Genomic DNA, 17,323 nt, shown 5'->3' with positions numbered 1-17,323 from the left:
AAAAAAACTACTTTTTAGACAGGAATAAAAACGCCCGGCGCGGCCGGGCGTCTCAAGCAGGTCCAGCGGTCGATCAAATGCGTTTGGCTTGCTCTACAGCGTTACCGATGTAGTTCGTCGGGGTGAGCAATTTCAGCTCGGCCTTGGCGGCGGCTGGCATGTCCAGGCCGTCGATGAAAGTCTGCAGTGCTTCTGGGCTGATGCCCTTGCCGCGGGTCAGTTCTTTCAGCTTTTCGTACGGATTTTCGATGTTGTAGCGACGCATCACGGTCTGGATCGGCTCGGCCAGCACTTCCCAGCACGCGTCCAGGTCGGCAGCGATCTTCTGGGCGTTGAGCTCCAGTTTACTGATGCCTTTGAGGCTGGCTTCGTACGCGATCACGCTGTGGGCGAAGCCGACACCGAGGTTACGCAGTACGGTGGAGTCGGTCAGGTCGCGCTGCCAGCGGGAGATTGGCAGTTTGCTCGCCAGGTGCTGGAACAGTGCGTTGGCGATACCCAGGTTGCCTTCGGAGTTTTCGAAGTCGATCGGGTTGACCTTGTGCGGCATGGTCGAGGAACCGATTTCGCCAGCGATGGTGCGCTGTTTGAAATAACCCAGGGAGATGTAGCCCCAGATGTCGCGGTCGAAATCGATCAGGATGGTGTTGAAGCGAGCGATCGCGTCGAACAGCTCGGCGATGTAGTCGTGCGGTTCGATCTGCGTGGTGTACGGGTTGAAACCCAGGCCCAGTTCGTCTTCGATGAAGGCGCGGGCGTTTTCTTCCCAGTCGATCTCAGGGTAGGCCGACAGGTGAGCGTTGTAGTTGCCGACAGCGCCGTTGATTTTGCCCAGCAGCGGAACGGCGGCGACCTGAGCGATTTGACGCTCCAGGCGGTAAACCACGTTTGCCAGCTCTTTGCCCAGGGTGGTCGGCGAAGCCGGCTGGCCGTGGGTGCGCGACAGCATGGGCACGTCGGCAAAACGGATGGCCAGTTCGCGAATGGCTTCGGCAGTTTGGCGCATCAGCGGCAGCATCACGTCATCACGGCCTTCGCGCAGCATCAGGGCGTGGGACAGGTTATTGATGTCCTCGCTGGTGCAGGCAAAGTGGATGAATTCGCTGACGGCCGCCAGTTCTGGCAGCTTGGCCGCTTGCTCTTTGAGCAGGTATTCGATGGCTTTGACGTCGTGGTTGGTGGTGCGCTCGATCTCTTTGACACGCTCGGCGTGCTCCAGAGCGAAGTTTTCCGCCAGGGTGTTCAGCACAGCGTTGGCTTCGGCGGAGAATGCCGGCACTTCGCTGATACCAGGGTGAGCGGCCAGGCGCTGGAGCCAGCGCACTTCAACCAGAACGCGAGCACGGATCAGGCCGTATTCGCTGAAAATCGGGCGCAGGGCCTGGGTTTTGCCGGCGTAGCGGCCGTCAACAGGGGAAACCGCAGTGAGCGAAGAAAGCTGCATGGGGTGTTCTCGGACAGTCGGGCAACGAAATGGGGCGCGTATCATACATGAAAAAATCCGTCGGTCCGTTGCCAACTGACCGGCGTATTACGCGTAATGCGGAGTAAATAGTTGTCTGCGCGACTTATTCGTTACGCATCAAGGGGTAAAGCTCTTTCAACAATTTGCGACGGCTGATCACCAACTGCCAGCGATGACCGCCCAACTGCCGCCACAGGCGCGCCGAGCGAATCCCGGCGAGCAACAGGGCGCGGATCTTCGAGGCATTGCTCGGCTGCTGCAGGTTGCGCATGTCGCCGTGGACCTGAATCCGTTGGCGCAAGGTGCTCAGGGTGTCCTGGTACAGCGCGCCACACGCGGCGATCACGTTTTCGTGAGCCGGGCCGAAGTGTTCGACCTGGGATTGAATCTGCGGCAAACGCTTGCCGATCACGTCCAGCATGTCGCCACGCTTGGCCAGTTGACGTTCCAGACCTAGCATCGCCAGCGCGTAACGCAAGGGTTCACGCTGAAGGGCGCTAGGGTCGCGTTCAAGGGCGCCTACCAGGGCGCGATAACCCTCGCGCAGATTGAGGTCGTCCCCGCCGTAGACTTCCAGCGTGTCCTTGGGGTCGCGAATCAGCAAGCTGCCGAGCATGCAGGTCAGACCGGCCTCGGTGGTCTGGCCGGTCTTGGCAATCTTGTCGACGAGGACGGCAGCCAGAAACACACCGCCCAGCGCCGTCAGTTGCTCCTGAGTGGGGCTCATTGCTGCTGGCCTTTGCTGGTCCACGGCTCGGCAATTTCGATAACGCCGCCACCCAGGCAGATTTCACCGTCGTAAAACACCACGGACTGGCCGGGCGTGACCGCGCGTTGCGGGTCATCGAAGGTGGCGCGGTAGCCGGTAGCGGTTTTTTCCAGCGTGCACGGCTGGTCGCTCTGGCGATAGCGGACCTTGGCGGTCAGCTTGCGCGGCTCGGTCAAATCAATCGGGTTGACCCAATAGATGTCCGAAGCGAGCAGGGCGCGGGAGAACAGATACGGGTGGTCATTGCCCTGGCCAACGATCAGTTCGTTGTGCTCCAGGTCCTTGATCAGCACGTACCACGGCTCGTCACTGGCGTCTTTCAGGCCGCCGATGCCCAGGCCCTGGCGCTGGCCGATGGTGTGGTACATCAAGCCGTGGTGGCGGCCGATCACTTCGCCTTCGGTGGTCTTGATCTCGCCTGGCTGCGCCGGCAGGTATTGCTTGAGGAAGTCGCTGAAACGGCGTTCGCCGATAAAGCAGATGCCGGTGGAGTCCTTTTTCTTCGCGGTCGCCAGCTCGTATTTCTCGGCAATCGCGCGGACTTCAGGCTTTTCCAGTTCGCCGACCGGGAACAGGGTCTTGGCGATCTGTTCGCCGCCGACCGCGTGCAGGAAATAGCTCTGGTCCTTGTTCGCGTCCAGGCCCTTCAGCAGTTCGGTACGACCGTCGATGTCGCGCCGGCGCACGTAGTGACCGGTGGCGATCAGGTCGGCGCCGAGCATCATGGCGTAGTCGAGGAACGCCTTGAACTTGATCTCGCGGTTGCACAGGATGTCCGGGTTTGGTGTGCGACCGGCCTTGTATTCGGCCAGGAAGTGCTCGAACACGTTGTCCCAGTACTCGGCAGCGAAGTTGGCGGTGTGCAGCTTGATGCCGATTTTGTCGCACACAGCCTGCGCATCCGCCAGGTCGTCCATGGCGGTGCAGTATTCCGTTCCATCGTCTTCTTCCCAGTTCTTCATGAACAGGCCTTCCACCTCATAACCCTGCTCGATCAGCAGGAGAGCGGAAACGGAAGAGTCCACGCCGCCGGACATGCCGACAATGACGCGCTTCTTTTGTGTGTCAGAAGGGGCTGGATCACGCATAGGGATTCAATGAGTGTCTTGAAAAAGGACGCGATTCTAGCAGGCCGGAGCCCGCAAGGCTAAAGAGAAGGGCGGATCAGTTCGAGACCGAAGTGATTGCCGTCCAGATAATCATCGATACAGCGGATGATCAGCTCGCTGCGCCAGTTTGCGCGCTGTTCAAGTAATTCGTCACGCGTCAGCCACTTGGCGCCGACGATGCCGTCATCCAGTTGGTAGTCCGGGTGGTGTTTGAGCGGTTTTGCGATGAAGCAAACCCGTTGGTACGTCACGCCGTTGCTGGGGGCGGTGTAGAGGTAAATGCCGACTACGCCGGTGGCTTCGACGTCCCAGCCGGTTTCTTCGAGGGTTTCACGTACCGCGGCTTCGATCAGGGTTTCATTCGGGTCGAGGTGGCCGGCCGGTTGGTTGAGTACCGCTCGTCCGCCCTTGAGTTCTTCGACCATCAGGAAGCGGCCATTGTCTTCGACGATGGTGGCGACGGTGATGTGGGGTTTCCAGTCCATGAAGCTTCCTCCATTTCCAAGGTGTAAATACGGTCAAGTGTAGGAATAAGGTGATCCCTGAAAACACAAACCCCGGCAGACGGCCGGGGTTTGTGATGCATCCTTACACCCTTAAACCAGCGCAGCAACCGCTGCGTTGAAGGTTGCGCTAGGGCGCATGGCCTTGCTGATCAGCTCGGCGTCGGCGTGGTAGTAACCGCCGATGTCCACTGGCTTGCCCTGAACGGCGTTGAGCTCGGCAACGATGGTCGCTTCGTTCTCGGTCAGGGTTTTGGCCAGGGTCGCGAACTGCGCTTGCAGTGCAGCGTCTTCAGTCTGGGCAGCCAGGGCCTGAGCCCAGTACAGCGCCAGGTAGAAGTGGCTGCCGCGGTTGTCGATGTTGCCGACTTTGCGCGATGGCGACTTGTTATTGTCCAGGAACTGGCCGGTGGCCTGATCCAGGGTCTTGGCCAGCACCAGCGCCTTAGGGTTGTTGTAGGTCACGCCCAGGTGCTCAAGGGAAGCGGCCAGGGCCAGGAACTCGCCCAGCGAATCCCAACGCAGGAAGTTCTCTTCCAGCAGCTGTTGAACGTGCTTCGGAGCCGAACCGCCAGCGCCGGTTTCGAACAGACCGCCGCCATTCATCAGCGGCACGATCGACAGCATCTTGGCGCTGGTGCCCAGTTCCATGATCGGGAACAGGTCAGTCAGGTAATCGCGCAATACGTTGCCGGTCACCGAGATGGTGTCCTTGCCTTCGCGGGTACGCTGCAGGGTGAACTTCATTGCGTCGACGGGTGCCATGATCTGGATGTCCAGGCCGGCCGTGTCGTGATCCTTCAGGTAAGCCTGAACTTTCTCGATCACTACGCCGTCGTGGGCGCGCATCGGGTCCAGCCAGAAAATCGCCGGGGTGCTGCTGGCGCGAGCACGGTTGACGGCCAGCTTGACCCAGTCCTGGATCGGCGCGTCTTTGGTCTGGCACATGCGGAAGGTATCGCCGGCTTCAACCGACTGTTCCAGCAAGGTGCGACCGGCGCTGTCGGAAACCCGAACCACACCGTTGGTCTTGATCTGGAAGGTCTTGTCGTGCGAACCGTACTCTTCGGCTTTCTTCGCCATCAGGCCAACGTTTGGCACGCTGCCCATGGTGGTTGGGTCGAAAGCACCGTTGACTTTGCAGTCTTCGATGACGGCCTGGTAGATGGTGGCGTAGCAGCGATCCGGGATCACAGCCTTGGTGTCGTGCAACTGACCGTCAGTGCCCCACATTTTGCCGGAGTCACGGATCATCGCCGGCATCGAGGCGTCGACGATGACGTCGCTCGGCACGTGCAGGTTGGTGATGCCTTTGTCAGAGTTGACCATGGCCAACGACGGACGAACGGCGTAGACCGCCTGGATGTCCGCTTCGATCTGCGCTTGCTGTTCGGCCGGCAGGGCCTTGATGCGAGCGTACAGGTCGCCGATGCCGTTGTTCAGGTTGAAGCCGATCTGAGCCAGCACGTCAGCGTGCTTGGCCAGTGCGTCTTTGTAGAACTCGGCAACGATCTGGCCGAACATGATCGGGTCGGAGACCTTCATCATGGTGGCTTTGAGGTGAACCGACAGCAGTACGCCTTTGGCTTTGGCGTCTTCGATCTCGGCAGCGATAAAGCTGCGCAGAGCGTTTTTGCTCATGACCGCGCAATCGAGGATCTCACCGGCTTGTACGGTGGTTTTTTCTTTCAGGACGGTGGTGGTGCCGTCTTGAGCGATCAATTCGATTTTGACGGCGTCAGCGGCTTCGATCAGGGCGGCTTTTTCGCTGCCGTAGAAATCACCGGAGCTCATGTGTGCGACGTGAGACTTGGAGTCTTTAGCCCAGGCGCCCATTTTGTGCGGGTGCTTGCGAGCGTAATTCTTGACCGACAGCGGTGCACGACGATCGGAGTTACCTTCGCGCAGTACCGGGTTTACGGCGCTGCCCTTGATCTTGTCGTAGCGCGACTTGGCGAGCTTGTCGGCGTCGCTGGTGACGGTTTCCGGGTAGTCAGGAACGGCGAAGCCCTGGGCTTGCAGTTCTTTGATGGCGGCTTGCAGCTGCGGTACGGAAGCACTGATGTTCGGCAGCTTGATAATGTTGGCTTCAGGCGTAACGGCCAGATCGCCCAGTTCGGCGAGGTGGTCGGCTACGGCTTTGTCACCCAGTTGCTCGGGGAAGCTGGCCAGAATGCGTCCTGCAAGAGAGATATCGCGGGTTTCAACGGCGATATCAGCCGAGGCGGTAAAGGCCTCTACGATAGGCAACAGTGAATAGGTGGCGAGGGCTGGGGCTTCGTCGGTGAAGGTATAGATGATCTTCGAGCGGGTGGGCATATTCGGATTAACTCTCTCTTCTTTGCTAAAGCGTGCGCAGAAACTCGAGGTGCGCCGGGTAAGCGCGTTCGTTCAAAGTCATCCATGAGCCGAATATCGAGATTTCGTTGCTGTGATGTTGGGTGCATCAGTAGGGCGTCAAGCAATCGGGCTGCGGTAACAGGCCGGCTTATAGGGCGGAAACTCTTATCATAGAGCCGTTCCGCCGTCGTGACCCTTTAGTCAGCGGGCGGCATTATACATAGGTAGCTGGCAATCTGCCGATGGTTCATATGCAACGATTCTCGTCCATTGGTCTAAAGGTCGCAGGGGCGAGTGGGGCGTAGAGTCTTGCACCGTGCTTGAGTTTGGCGCTTTTCCCTTTGCTTTCAGGCTTGTACGTCGCGAACTGTGCAGCTTCGCGGCAGATGGATGGAACATAGGGTTTGCGTGCCGATTTAACTGGGGTACGCTCGAACGAAGCCAGATGTTCAATCCAAACAATGGAGTTCAGCATGGGATACAAGAAGATTCAGGTTCCAGCAGTCGGCGACAAAATCACCGTCAACGCGGACCATTCTCTCAATGTTCCTAACAACCCGATCATTCCCTTCATCGAAGGCGATGGTATTGGTGTTGATATCAGCCCGGTCATGATCAAGGTTGTCGATGCTGCTGTTAAGAAGGCTTACGGCGGCGAGCGCAAAATTTCCTGGATGGAAGTCTACGCCGGGGAAAAAGCGACTCAGGTTTACGATCAGGACACCTGGCTACCCCAGGAAACCCTGGACGCAGTTAAAGATTACGTGGTTTCCATCAAGGGCCCTCTGACCACCCCGGTCGGTGGCGGCATTCGTTCCCTGAACGTGGCCCTGCGTCAGCAACTCGACCTTTATGTGTGCCTGCGCCCAGTGCGCTGGTTCGAAGGCGTGCCTAGCCCGGTGAAAAAGCCAGGCGACGTCGACATGACGATCTTCCGTGAGAACTCGGAAGACATCTACGCCGGTATTGAGTGGAAAGCCGGTTCGCCGGAAGCGACCAAAGTCATCAAGTTCCTCAAAGATGAAATGGGCGTCACCAAGATCCGTTTCGACGAAAACTGCGGTATCGGCATCAAGCCGGTTTCGCTGCAAGGCACCAAGCGTCTCGCGCGCAAGGCCCTGCAGTATGTGGTCGACAACGATCGCGACTCGCTGACCATCGTGCACAAAGGCAACATCATGAAGTTCACCGAAGGTGCCTTCAAGGAATGGGCCTACGAAGTGGCGGCTGAAGAGTTCGGCGCGACCCTGCTCGACGGCGGTCCGTGGATGCAGTTCAAGAACCCGAAAACCGGCAAGAACGTCATCGTCAAGGACGCCATCGCTGACGCCATGCTTCAGCAGATCCTGCTGCGTCCGGCCGAATACGATGTCATCGCGACCCTGAACCTGAACGGCGACTACCTCTCCGACGCCCTGGCGGCGGAAGTGGGCGGTATTGGTATCGCACCGGGTGCCAACCTGTCCGACACCATTGCCATGTTCGAGGCGACCCACGGTACCGCGCCGAAGTACGCCGGCAAGGACCAGGTCAACCCGGGCTCGCTGATCCTGTCTGCTGAAATGATGCTGCGCCACATGGGCTGGACCGAAGCGGCCGACCTGATCATCAAGGGCACCAACGGGGCGATTTCCGCCAAAACCGTGACCTATGACTTCGAACGCCTGATGGACGGCGCGAAGCTTGTGTCGTCTTCTGGTTTTGGTGATGCGCTGATCTCGCATATGTAAGCGAAAAGCGGCTGCAATAAAACCACCCGGCTCGAGTGATTGAGCCGGGTGGTTTTTTTTGACCGGATGCCTTGAATCGTAGAAATCAGCTCACAACATCGACGTGGGTGCTGGTAGCGGTAGCTACGGCGGCGTCCACGGCCGGTTTGTCTGTGATTTTGACGGCGTGCAGCCCTTTGGGGCCCTGAACGATCTCGAAGCTGACGATCTGCCCAGCCTTGAGGGTCTTGTAGCCGTCCATCTCGATGGCGGAATAGTGTGCAAATAAATCGAGTGCCTTGCCGTCCTCGTCACGACCTTCTCTGGCGTCGGTGTTAATGAAACCGAATCCCTTGGCGTTGTTGAACCATTTCACCTTGCCGACTGCCATGCTCATATCCCTCTGCAACAGACTCCATCACTGGAGTATCATCCAGTACATCCGCAGTCAGTCTTAACAAATAAGATTGACTCCGCGGACCTTTTTTACCCACTGTGGGCTCTATTGGTTGTAACACCGTTTTCCCGATAGTCAAGGTGACCGGGCGGTTGGTGTTGAAATCGTCCTTAGCCGCCCCCACCACTGTATTAGCACAACTGACGAACCTTTCTTTCCATGCATGCAATCAGCCAGATTCGACTAACATTCAATCAGGATCGCCCTGATTCACACGACGACGATTCCGCAGGCATTGCTGTTCAGGAGGCTAAGCCTGCTTTACAGGCGCCGCCGATGTACAAGGTGGTTTTGTTCAATGATGACTACACACCGATGGATTTCGTCGTCGAAGTGCTCGAGGTGTTTTTTAACCTGAATCGCGAGCTGGCGACCAAGGTCATGCTGGCCGTCCATACAGAAGGACGGGCAGTATGTGGAGTGTTTACCCGCGACATCGCCGAGACGAAGGCCATGCAGGTCAACCAGTACGCCAGGGAAAGCCAGCATCCGCTACTCTGTGAAATCGAGAAGGACGGTTAATCGCCGACCACTTGGGTATGAGGTGAAGCTATGTTAAACCGCGAGCTCGAAGTCACCCTCAATCTTGCCTTCAAGGAGGCCCGTTCGAAGCGTCATGAGTTCATGACCGTCGAACATCTCCTGCTGGCCCTATTGGACAATGAGGCTGCCGCCACCGTTTTGCGTGCCTGCGGCGCAAACCTCGACAAACTCAAGCATGACCTGCAGGAGTTCATCGACTCCACCACGCCACTGATCCCCGTCCACGACGAGGACCGTGAAACCCAGCCAACCCTGGGCTTCCAGCGTGTACTGCAACGTGCTGTTTTTCACGTACAGAGCTCGGGCAAGCGTGAAGTGACTGGTGCCAACGTGCTGGTCGCGATCTTCAGTGAGCAAGAGAGTCAGGCAGTGTTTCTGCTGAAACAGCAGAGCGTTGCGCGCATCGATGTCGTCAACTACATCGCCCATGGCATTTCCAAAGTGCCGGGGCATGGCGATCACTCTGAAGGTGAGCAAGACATGCAGGACGACGAGGGCGGTGAGTCTTCATCTTCAGGCAATCCTCTGGATGCTTATGCCAGCAACCTCAACGAACTTGCGCGCCAGGGTCGAATTGATCCATTGGTAGGCCGTGAGCTGGAAGTCGAACGCGTCGCGCAGATCCTGGCGCGCCGTCGTAAAAACAATCCGCTGCTGGTGGGCGAGGCGGGCGTGGGTAAAACCGCGATTGCCGAAGGGCTGGCCAAACGCATTGTCGACAACCAGGTGCCGGACCTGCTGGCCAACAGCGTGGTTTATTCCCTCGACTTGGGTGCCTTGCTGGCTGGGACCAAATACCGTGGCGATTTCGAGAAGCGCTTCAAGGCGCTGCTCAATGAGCTGAAAAAACGTCCGCAGGCGATCCTGTTCATCGACGAAATCCACACCATTATCGGTGCGGGTGCCGCTTCCGGTGGCGTCATGGATGCCTCGAACCTGCTCAAGCCGCTGCTGTCCTCGGGTGATATCCGTTGCATCGGTTCGACCACGTTCCAGGAATTCCGCGGGATCTTCGAGAAGGACCGTGCCTTGGCACGACGCTTCCAGAAGGTCGATGTGTCGGAGCCTTCGGTGGAAGACACCATTGGCATCCTGCGCGGCCTGAAGGGGCGTTTCGAAGCGCACCACAACATCGAATACAGTGATGAGGCGCTGCGTGCGGCGGCTGAACTGGCTTCGCGCTATATCAATGACCGGCACATGCCGGACAAAGCCATCGACGTTATCGACGAGGCGGGCGCCTACCAGCGTCTGCAGCCAATCGAGAAACGGGTGAAACGCATCGAAGTGCCTCAGGTCGAGGACATCGTCGCGAAAATCGCGCGGATTCCGCCTAAGCACGTTACCAGCTCCGATAAAGAGCTGCTGCGTAACCTTGAGCGTGACCTGAAGCTGACGGTATTTGGCCAGGATGCTGCGATCGACTCACTGTCGACCGCGATCAAACTGTCCCGTGCCGGCCTCAAGTCGCCTGACAAGCCAGTCGGTTCGTTCCTGTTCGCAGGGCCTACCGGTGTCGGTAAAACCGAAGCGGCGCGTCAGCTGGCCAAGGCGTTGGGCATTGAACTGGTTCGCTTCGACATGTCCGAGTACATGGAACGCCACACCGTATCGCGTCTGATCGGTGCGCCTCCAGGCTATGTCGGGTTCGATCAGGGCGGCCTGCTGACTGAAGCCATCACCAAGCAGCCTCACTGCGTGCTGTTACTCGATGAGATCGAGAAGGCGCATCCGGAAGTCTTCAACCTGCTGCTGCAGGTCATGGACCACGGTACGCTGACCGATAACAACGGGCGCAAGGCGGATTTCCGTAACGTGATCGTCATCATGACGACCAACGCCGGTGCCGAAACAGCGGCGCGTGCTTCGATCGGTTTCACCCATCAGGACCACTCGTCCGATGCGATGGAAGTGATCAAGAAAAGCTTCACGCCAGAGTTCCGCAACCGTCTGGACACCATTATCCAGTTTGGTCGCCTCAGTCATGAGGTCATCAAAAGCGTGGTGGACAAGTTCCTTACCGAGCTTCAGGCGCAGCTGGAAGACAAGCGCGTACAGCTCGAAGTGACAGATGCAGCACGCGGGTGGCTGGCAGTGGGTGGCTACGACACGGCAATGGGCGCTCGCCCAATGGCGCGTTTGATCCAGGACAAGATCAAGCGTCCACTGGCCGAAGAGATTCTCTTTGGCGAGCTGGCGGACCATGGTGGCGTGGTGCATATCGATCTGAAGGACGGCGAGCTGACCTTCGAGTTTGAGACCACGGCTGAAATGGCCTGACGGCTGTAAAGCGAAAAGGCGCCTTCGGGCGCCTTTTTTTTTTCTATTAGATTGGGTGGATATCCGTTGCTGCGGTAACGGCCGCTAATGGTACCGCCCTTACGGCGTGTCACTTTGGCAAGCGCCGGAGTGCGGGCCCAGCCCAAAGTAACCAAAGGTCTCGCCCCGAGTGTCCGGCCCCTCGCTTAGGCTTTTGCTTGACGTTGATCTTGATTGTGATCTTGATTTTGATCTTTTGCCCCTTCGGCAGGCCGAGCATAGGTGTTCATCAGGGAGTTAGGCGCGTAGCGCCGTGCGGCGAAGCCGCACACATCGAGAGGAGGTCGTCGCGAAGCAGGCCGTAGGCGATGCCCCCTGATGGATACCGTAGCGAGGGAACACTGAGCTTTAGCGAAGTGCCGTACGCCGGGGCAAAGCCTTTTGCTTACTTTTTGGCGTTTGAAAAAGGGACTCGCTGTAAGAGCGAAACCCTATTCAGCCATCACCGCAGCAACGGATATATACCCAAAACCCAAAACCCAAAACCCAAGACCCCACCAAATCGCAGGCAAACAAAAACGCCCGGCAGAGCCGGGCGTTTTGTATTGACTTGATTAGCGAGCGCGGTAAGTGATGCGCCCTTTGCTCAAGTCATAGGGCGTCAGCTCGACGCGCACTTTGTCACCGGTAAGAATACGAATGTAGTTCTTGCGCATCTTGCCGGAGATATGCGCGGTTACGACGTGCCCATTTTCCAACTCCACACGAAACATGGTGTTGGGCAGGGTGTCGACGACAGTGCCTTCCATTTCGAAGCTGTCTTCTTTCGACATGCAGTAAAGCCCTCGGTGTCCAATGAATGGCCCGGTGCAACTGCGCCAGGCAAAAGCGGCGTGCATTGTGCCCGAAAAATGGGGTTTAAGCCAAGGGGTTCTAGTTCAGGATGACCCAGCGTTGATTAATCAGCAGTTCGATTGGCCGATATTGGGTCTTGTAGCTCATCTTTTTGCAGTTTTTGATCCAGTAGCCGAGGTAGACAGCCTCCAGCCCAAGGCGCCGGGTCTCGCCGATCTGCCACAAAATCGCGAAACGTCCCAGGCTGCGGCGCTCTTCGGCCGGTTCGTAGAAGGTGTACACCGCCGACAGACCGTTCGGCAGTAAGTCGGTGACGGCCACCGCCAGCAGCCGCCCTTCGAGACGAAATTCATAGAAGCGCGAGAACGGCAGGTCGCGCACCAGGAAAGTAGAGAACTGATCGCGACTCGGTGGATACATGTCGCCATCAGCGTGGCGCTGTTCGATGTAGCGCTGATAAAGATCGAAATACTCTTCACTGAACTGCGCCCTCGCCGGGCGAACCTGCAGGTCGGCGTTGCGTTTGAAAATGCGTTTCTGTTGGCGATTAGGGGTGAATTGCGCCACGGGGATACGCGCCGGGACGCACGCATTGCAGTTCTGGCAATGAGGCCGGTAAAGGTGGTCGCCGCTGCGCCGAAAACCCATTTCAGACAAATCTGCATAGACATGCACATCCATGGGCTGGCTAGGGTCGAGAAACAGGGTCGTGGCCTGTTCATCTGGCAGATAGCTGCAAGAGTGGGGCTGAGTGGCATAGAACTTCAAACGCGCCAACTCGGTCATGATCAACCCTCGGGAAAAACTTTAATTAAGTGTAAGCCACCCGCGCGAAAGTCGCTCAGCAAACCCATGTGGCGCGGTTGGGTTGATCCAGATGCCGCGCCAGGTAACCGGCAAATTCGCGGCGTGGGATCGCTCGTGCACCAAGGCTATGCAGATGATCGGTCGGCATCTGACAGTCGATCAGCACAAAACCCGAGTCTTTCAGATGTTGCACCAGGGTGGCAAAGCCAAATTTGGAGGCGTTGTCGGCACGGCTGAACATGGATTCGCCGAAGAACAACTGACCCATCGCCAGGCCGTATAGCCCGCCGACCAGTTCGTTCTGATCCCAGACTTCCACCGAATGCGCATGGCCACGCCTGTGCAGTTCAATGTAAGCGTCCTGCATGGCTTGGGTGATCCAGGTGCCGTCGGCGTAATCACGCGGGGCGGCGCAGGCACGGATGACGGCGGCGAAATCCTGATCGAAGGTCACTCGATAGCGCTGTTGGCGCAGTAATTTGCCCAGGCTGCGGGAAACGTGCAATTCGTCGGGAAACAACACCGTGCGCGGATCCGGTGACCACCAGAGAATCGGCTGGCCTTCGGAGAACCATGGAAAGCAACCGTGGCGATAGGCCTGAATCAGGCGATCGGCAGACAGATCGCCCCCCGCGGCCAGCAATCCGTTGGGGTCGCGCATGGCTTTTTCCAGCGGGGGAAAGGTCAGGGTATTGCGTTGTAACCAAGTCAGCATGGCATCCGGGCTTGCAGAAGGGGAGGGCGGTGGCGGGCTGGTGGGCCCGCCGTAAAGTGTGCCGTTAAACGGCGGGAATGTCGTCGAGGTATTTTTCAGCGTCCAGTGCGGCCATGCAGCCGGCCCCGGCGGACGTGACAGCCTGGCGGTAAACGTGATCGGCGACATCGCCAGCGGCAAACACGCCGGGAATGACGGTAGCGGTGGCGTCGCCCTCGTTGCCGCTTTTGACCCGCAAATAACCATCATGCATCGGCAGTTGGTCAATAAACAGATCAGTGTTGGGTTTGTGGCCGATCGCAATGAATACCCCGGCCAGCGCCAATTCACGGGTTTCGCCGGTCTGGCTGTCGCGCAGGCGGACGCCGGTCACACCGCTGGCATCGCCCAGCACTTCATCCAGATTCTGATTCCAGTGCAGGCGAATATTGCCGTTGGCAGCTTTCTCGAACAACTTGTCCTGGAGGATCTTCTCCGAGCGCAACTTGTCGCGGCGGTGAATGAGATGGACTTCCTTGGCGATGTTCGACAGGTACAAGGCTTCTTCAACGGCGGTATTGCCGCCCCCGACTACCGCCACCACTTGATTGCGGTAGAAGAAGCCGTCGCAGGTGGCGCAGGCGGAAACGCCTCTGCCGGCGAACGTCTCTTCCGAGGGCAACCCCAGGTATTGCGCTGACGCGCCCGTGGCGATGATCAGGGCGTCGCAGGTGTAGGTGCCGCCGTCGCCAATCAGTTCGAAAGGGCGCTGTTGCAACTTGGCGGTATGGATGTGGTCGTAAACGATCTCTGTGTCAAAGCGTTCGGCGTGTTTTTGCATGCGTTCCATCAGCACCGGGCCGGTGAGTCCTTCGGCATCACCGGGCCAGTTGTCGACTTCGACGGTGGTGGTGAGCTGGCCACCTGCCTGTATGCCGGTAATGACAACGGGTTTGAGGTTGGCGCGGGCGGCATACACGGCTGCGCTGTAACCGGCAGGGCCGGAACCCAGAATGATCAGGCGTGAATGCTTCGCTTCGCTCATAAAAACACCTCATAAGCCTTTGTCACGAAAGAGAATGCATGCTCAAATTGACCTTGTGTTCCGGCGCTTTTGGCTATGCTGTACCCAGTGCTTCACGCCTGTTATCGGACGAACAAACCCGTACAATGCCTGCGTGCAAAGGGGGTTGTAACAAAATAAGCAGTGCGCACCGTATTTATAAAAGACGGGGTGCAGTGTTAAAAGTAGTCCCGGTTGCGCCTGTTCACTTTTTTACCTGCCTGGATTGGGCAGTTTTTTATAGTCATTCAACAGATGGACGCGCCTCAGGCGCAGGAAAAGTAGCGTTTTGAAGAAATCCACCGCAGCACCCAAAACAGTCGTTCCGCTCTGGCGCCAGCATTTGCACTACCGGCTCAAGGAAGGTGCATTGATCGCCATCGGCGCCTTGTGCCTGTTCCTGATGATGGCCTTGCTGACTTACGGCAAGGACGATCCGGGCTGGAGCCACAACAGCAAAATCGATGACGTGCAGAATTTCGGCGGCCCCGCCGGCTCCTACAGCGCCGACATCCTGTTCATGGTGCTGGGTTACTTCGCCTACATCTTCCCGTTGTTGCTCGCGGTCAAGGTCTATCAGATCTTCCGTCAGCGCCATGAGCCGTGGCAGTGGAGCGGCTGGCTGTTCTCCTGGCGCCTGATCGGCCTGGTGTTTCTGGTGCTGTCGGGCGCTGCGTTGGCGCACATCCATTTCCATGCCGCCACCGGTCTTCCGGCGGGTGCTGGCGGTGCGTTAGGCGAAAGCCTTGGCGACCTGGCCAAGAACGCGCTGAACATTCAGGGCAGCACGCTGCTGTTCATCGCGCTGTTCCTGTTCGGCCTGACAGTGTTCACCGACCTGTCATGGTTCAAGGTGATGGACGTCACCGGCAAAATCACGCTCGACCTGTTCGAACTGTTCCAGGGGGCGGCCAATCGCTGGTGGGCGGCCCGTACCGAACGCAAGCAACTGGTGGCACAACTGCGTGAGGTCGATGACCGCGTACAGGACGTGGTCGCACCGACCGTCACTGACAAACGCGAACAGGCCAAGGTCAAGGAACGCTTGATCGAACGCGAACAGGCCCTGAGCAAGCACATGTCGGAACGCGAAAAACAGGTGCCGCCCGTTATCGCCCCCGCGCCGCCAAAACCGGCTGCGCCAAGCCAGCGTGTGGAAAAAGAGAAGCAGGCGCCGTTGTTCGTCGACAGTGCCGTGGAAGGCACCTTGCCGCCGATCTCGATTCTCGACCCCGCGGAAAAGAAACAACTCAATTACTCGCCCGAATCCCTGGCTGCAGTGGGGCATTTGCTGGAGATCAAGCTCAAGGAATTCGGCGTCGAAGTCTCGGTGGATTCGATTCACCCGGGCCCGGTTATTACCCGGTACGAAATTCAACCAGCGGCCGGCGTCAAGGTCAGTCGCATTTCCAACCTGGCGAAAGACCTGGCGCGCTCCCTGGCCGTGACCAGCGTGCGGGTGGTGGAAGTGATCCCGGGCAAGACCACCGTCGGTATCGAGATTCCCAACGAAGATCGGCAGATCGTACGTTTCTCCGAAGTGCTGTCGACTCCCGAGTACGACAACTTCAAGTCGCCGGTCACCCTGGCCCTCGGCCACGACATCGGCGGCAAGCCGGTCATCACTGACCTGGCAAAAATGCCTCACTTGCTGGTGGCCGGTACGACCGGTTCCGGTAAGTCGGTGGGCGTGAACGCGATGATTCTGTCGATTCTGTTCAAGTCCGGCCCGGAAGACGCCAAGCTGATCATGATTGACCCGAAAATGCTTGAGCTGTCGATCTACGAGGGCATCCCGCACTTGCTGTGCCCGGTCGTGACCGACATGAAGGACGCGGCCAACGCCCTGCGCTGGAGCGTGGCGGAGATGGAGCGGCGCTACAAACTGATGGCGAAGATGGGCGTCCGCAACCTGTCCGGCTTCAACGCCAAGGTCAAGGAAGCCCAGGACGCCGGCACACCGCTGACCGACCCGCTGTACAAACGCGAAAGCATTCACGACGAAGCGCCACTGTTGACCAAGCTGCCGACCATCGTTGTGGTGGTCGACGAATTCGCCGACATGATGATGATCGTCGGCAAGAAGGTTGAAGAACTGATCGCCCGTATCGCCCAGAAAGCGCGTGCGGCCGGTATCCACTTGATCCTTGCGACCCAGCGTCCGTCGGTGGACGTGATCACGGGTCTGATCAAAGCGAACATCCCGACGCGTATGGCGTTCCAGGTATCAAGCAAGATCGACTCCAGGACCATCATCGACCAGGGCGGCGCCGAGCAATTGCTGGGTCACGGTGACATGCTCTACATGCCGCCGGGCACCAGTCTGCCGATTCGTGTTCACGGCGCGTTCGTGTCCGATGACGAGGTTCACCGTGTGGTGGAGGCTTGGAAACTGCGCGGCGCACCGGAATACAACGACGACATCCTTGCCGGCGTCGAAGAGGCCGGTAGCGGCTTTGAGAATGGCGGCGGTGGTGGCGACGATGATGCTGAAACCGATGCGCTCTACGACGAAGCGGTGCAGTTCGTCCTCGAAAGCCGTCGTGCCTCCATCTCGGCGGTTCAGCGCAAACTGAAGATCGGCTACAACCGCGCCGCACGCATGATCGAAGCCATGGAAATGGCCGGGGTCGTGACGTCCATGAACACCAACGGTTCGCGTGAAGTCCTGGCCCCTGGCCCGGTGCGCGACTGATTTGAATCAGGGTGGCGCAGTGACGCGCCACTCGCACCCCCCACGAATATCAAGA

Annotated in this window: 14 protein-coding genes; 4 read left to right on the top strand and 10 right to left on the bottom strand. The window is 58.4% G+C overall.

Translation table 11 applies throughout. The features are described 5' to 3' along the window. Window positions 1-73: 73 nt before the first annotated feature. The 5 genes from purB to NL116_RS19910 form a co-directional block, all read right to left on the bottom strand. Window positions 74-1,444 (bottom strand): adenylosuccinate lyase, encoded by a 1,371-nt coding sequence (gene purB, locus NL116_RS19930; protein WP_494373692.1) that lies wholly within the window; start codon window positions 1,442-1,444, stop codon window positions 74-76. A 124-nt stretch (window positions 1,445-1,568) separates the two neighbouring features. Continuing rightward, window positions 1,569-2,192, bottom strand: coding sequence for a high frequency lysogenization protein HflD (gene hflD, locus NL116_RS19925; RefSeq protein WP_027925118.1), 624 nt, complete (start codon window positions 2,190-2,192; stop codon window positions 1,569-1,571). Further along, the gene (gene mnmA, locus NL116_RS19920; RefSeq protein WP_007946432.1) at window positions 2,189-3,322 is read right to left on the bottom strand and encodes a tRNA 2-thiouridine(34) synthase MnmA; all 1,134 of its coding nucleotides are present in this window, start codon (window positions 3,320-3,322) and stop codon (window positions 2,189-2,191) included. Before mnmA ends, hflD begins: the two co-directional genes overlap by 4 nt. Window positions 3,323-3,381: 59 nt before the next feature. After that, on the bottom strand, window positions 3,382-3,828 hold the full coding sequence (locus NL116_RS19915) for an NUDIX hydrolase (RefSeq protein WP_494373691.1): 447 nt from the start codon (window positions 3,826-3,828) through the stop codon (window positions 3,382-3,384). 111 nt (window positions 3,829-3,939) lie between these two features. After that, the gene (locus NL116_RS19910; RefSeq protein WP_494373690.1) at window positions 3,940-6,165 is read right to left on the bottom strand and encodes an NADP-dependent isocitrate dehydrogenase; all 2,226 of its coding nucleotides are present in this window, start codon (window positions 6,163-6,165) and stop codon (window positions 3,940-3,942) included. Window positions 6,166-6,659: 494 nt separating this feature from the next. Between NL116_RS19910 and icd the strand changes: the two genes are divergently transcribed. Continuing rightward, entirely contained in the window at window positions 6,660-7,916 is a 1,257-nt protein-coding gene (gene icd / locus NL116_RS19905) for an NADP-dependent isocitrate dehydrogenase (protein WP_027925122.1), read from the top strand. Between the two features lie 85 nt (window positions 7,917-8,001). Here icd and NL116_RS19900 read toward each other — a convergent pair whose 3' ends face one another. Then, a complete protein-coding gene (locus tag NL116_RS19900) occupies window positions 8,002-8,286 on the bottom strand; it encodes a cold shock domain-containing protein (RefSeq protein ID WP_494373689.1) in 285 nt (94 codons plus the stop codon). Window positions 8,287-8,511: 225 nt separating this feature from the next. On the opposite strand from NL116_RS19900, the gene clpS reads away from it, so the two are divergent. Together clpS and clpA are read left to right on the top strand one after the other, a co-directional pair. Further along, on the top strand, window positions 8,512-8,874 hold the full coding sequence (clpS, locus tag NL116_RS19895) for an ATP-dependent Clp protease adapter ClpS (RefSeq protein ID WP_046032480.1): 363 nt from the start codon (window positions 8,512-8,514) through the stop codon (window positions 8,872-8,874). A gap of 30 nt (window positions 8,875-8,904) precedes the next feature. Next, the gene (gene clpA / locus NL116_RS19890) at window positions 8,905-11,175 is read left to right on the top strand and encodes an ATP-dependent Clp protease ATP-binding subunit ClpA (RefSeq protein ID WP_027925125.1); all 2,271 of its coding nucleotides are present in this window, start codon (window positions 8,905-8,907) and stop codon (window positions 11,173-11,175) included. Between the two features lie 593 nt (window positions 11,176-11,768). On the opposite strand, the gene infA is transcribed toward clpA, so the two are convergent. The 4 genes from infA to trxB all read right to left on the bottom strand — a co-directional run bounded on the left by infA (window position 11,769) and on the right by trxB (window position 14,555). Beyond that, a complete protein-coding gene (gene infA / locus NL116_RS19885) occupies window positions 11,769-11,987 on the bottom strand; it encodes a translation initiation factor IF-1 (protein ID WP_002553999.1) in 219 nt (72 codons plus the stop codon). 100 nt (window positions 11,988-12,087) lie between these two features. After that, window positions 12,088-12,795 carry an arginyltransferase gene (locus tag NL116_RS19880; protein ID WP_140667760.1) on the bottom strand — a complete coding sequence of 236 codons (708 nt, stop codon included), beginning with the start codon at window positions 12,793-12,795 and terminating at the stop codon, window positions 12,088-12,090. Window positions 12,796-12,850: 55 nt separating this feature from the next. After that, a complete protein-coding gene (aat, locus tag NL116_RS19875) occupies window positions 12,851-13,531 on the bottom strand; it encodes a leucyl/phenylalanyl-tRNA--protein transferase (protein ID WP_494373688.1) in 681 nt (226 codons plus the stop codon). Between the two features lie 64 nt (window positions 13,532-13,595). Beyond that, window positions 13,596-14,555 carry a thioredoxin-disulfide reductase gene (trxB, locus tag NL116_RS19870; RefSeq protein ID WP_494373687.1) on the bottom strand — a complete coding sequence of 320 codons (960 nt, stop codon included), beginning with the start codon at window positions 14,553-14,555 and terminating at the stop codon, window positions 13,596-13,598. Window positions 14,556-14,862: 307 nt separating this feature from the next. Between trxB and NL116_RS19865 the strand changes: the two genes are divergently transcribed. Continuing rightward, window positions 14,863-17,268: a DNA translocase FtsK gene (locus NL116_RS19865; RefSeq protein ID WP_494373686.1), complete on the top strand. Its 2,406-nt coding sequence runs from the start codon at window positions 14,863-14,865 to the stop codon at window positions 17,266-17,268. Window positions 17,269-17,323 lie beyond the last annotated feature (55 nt).

The organism is Pseudomonas sp. FBCC-B1667 (assembly GCF_059133255.1).
Note: the sequence above shows the minus strand (reverse complement) of the source record. Positions and strands in the feature narration are given on the sequence as shown.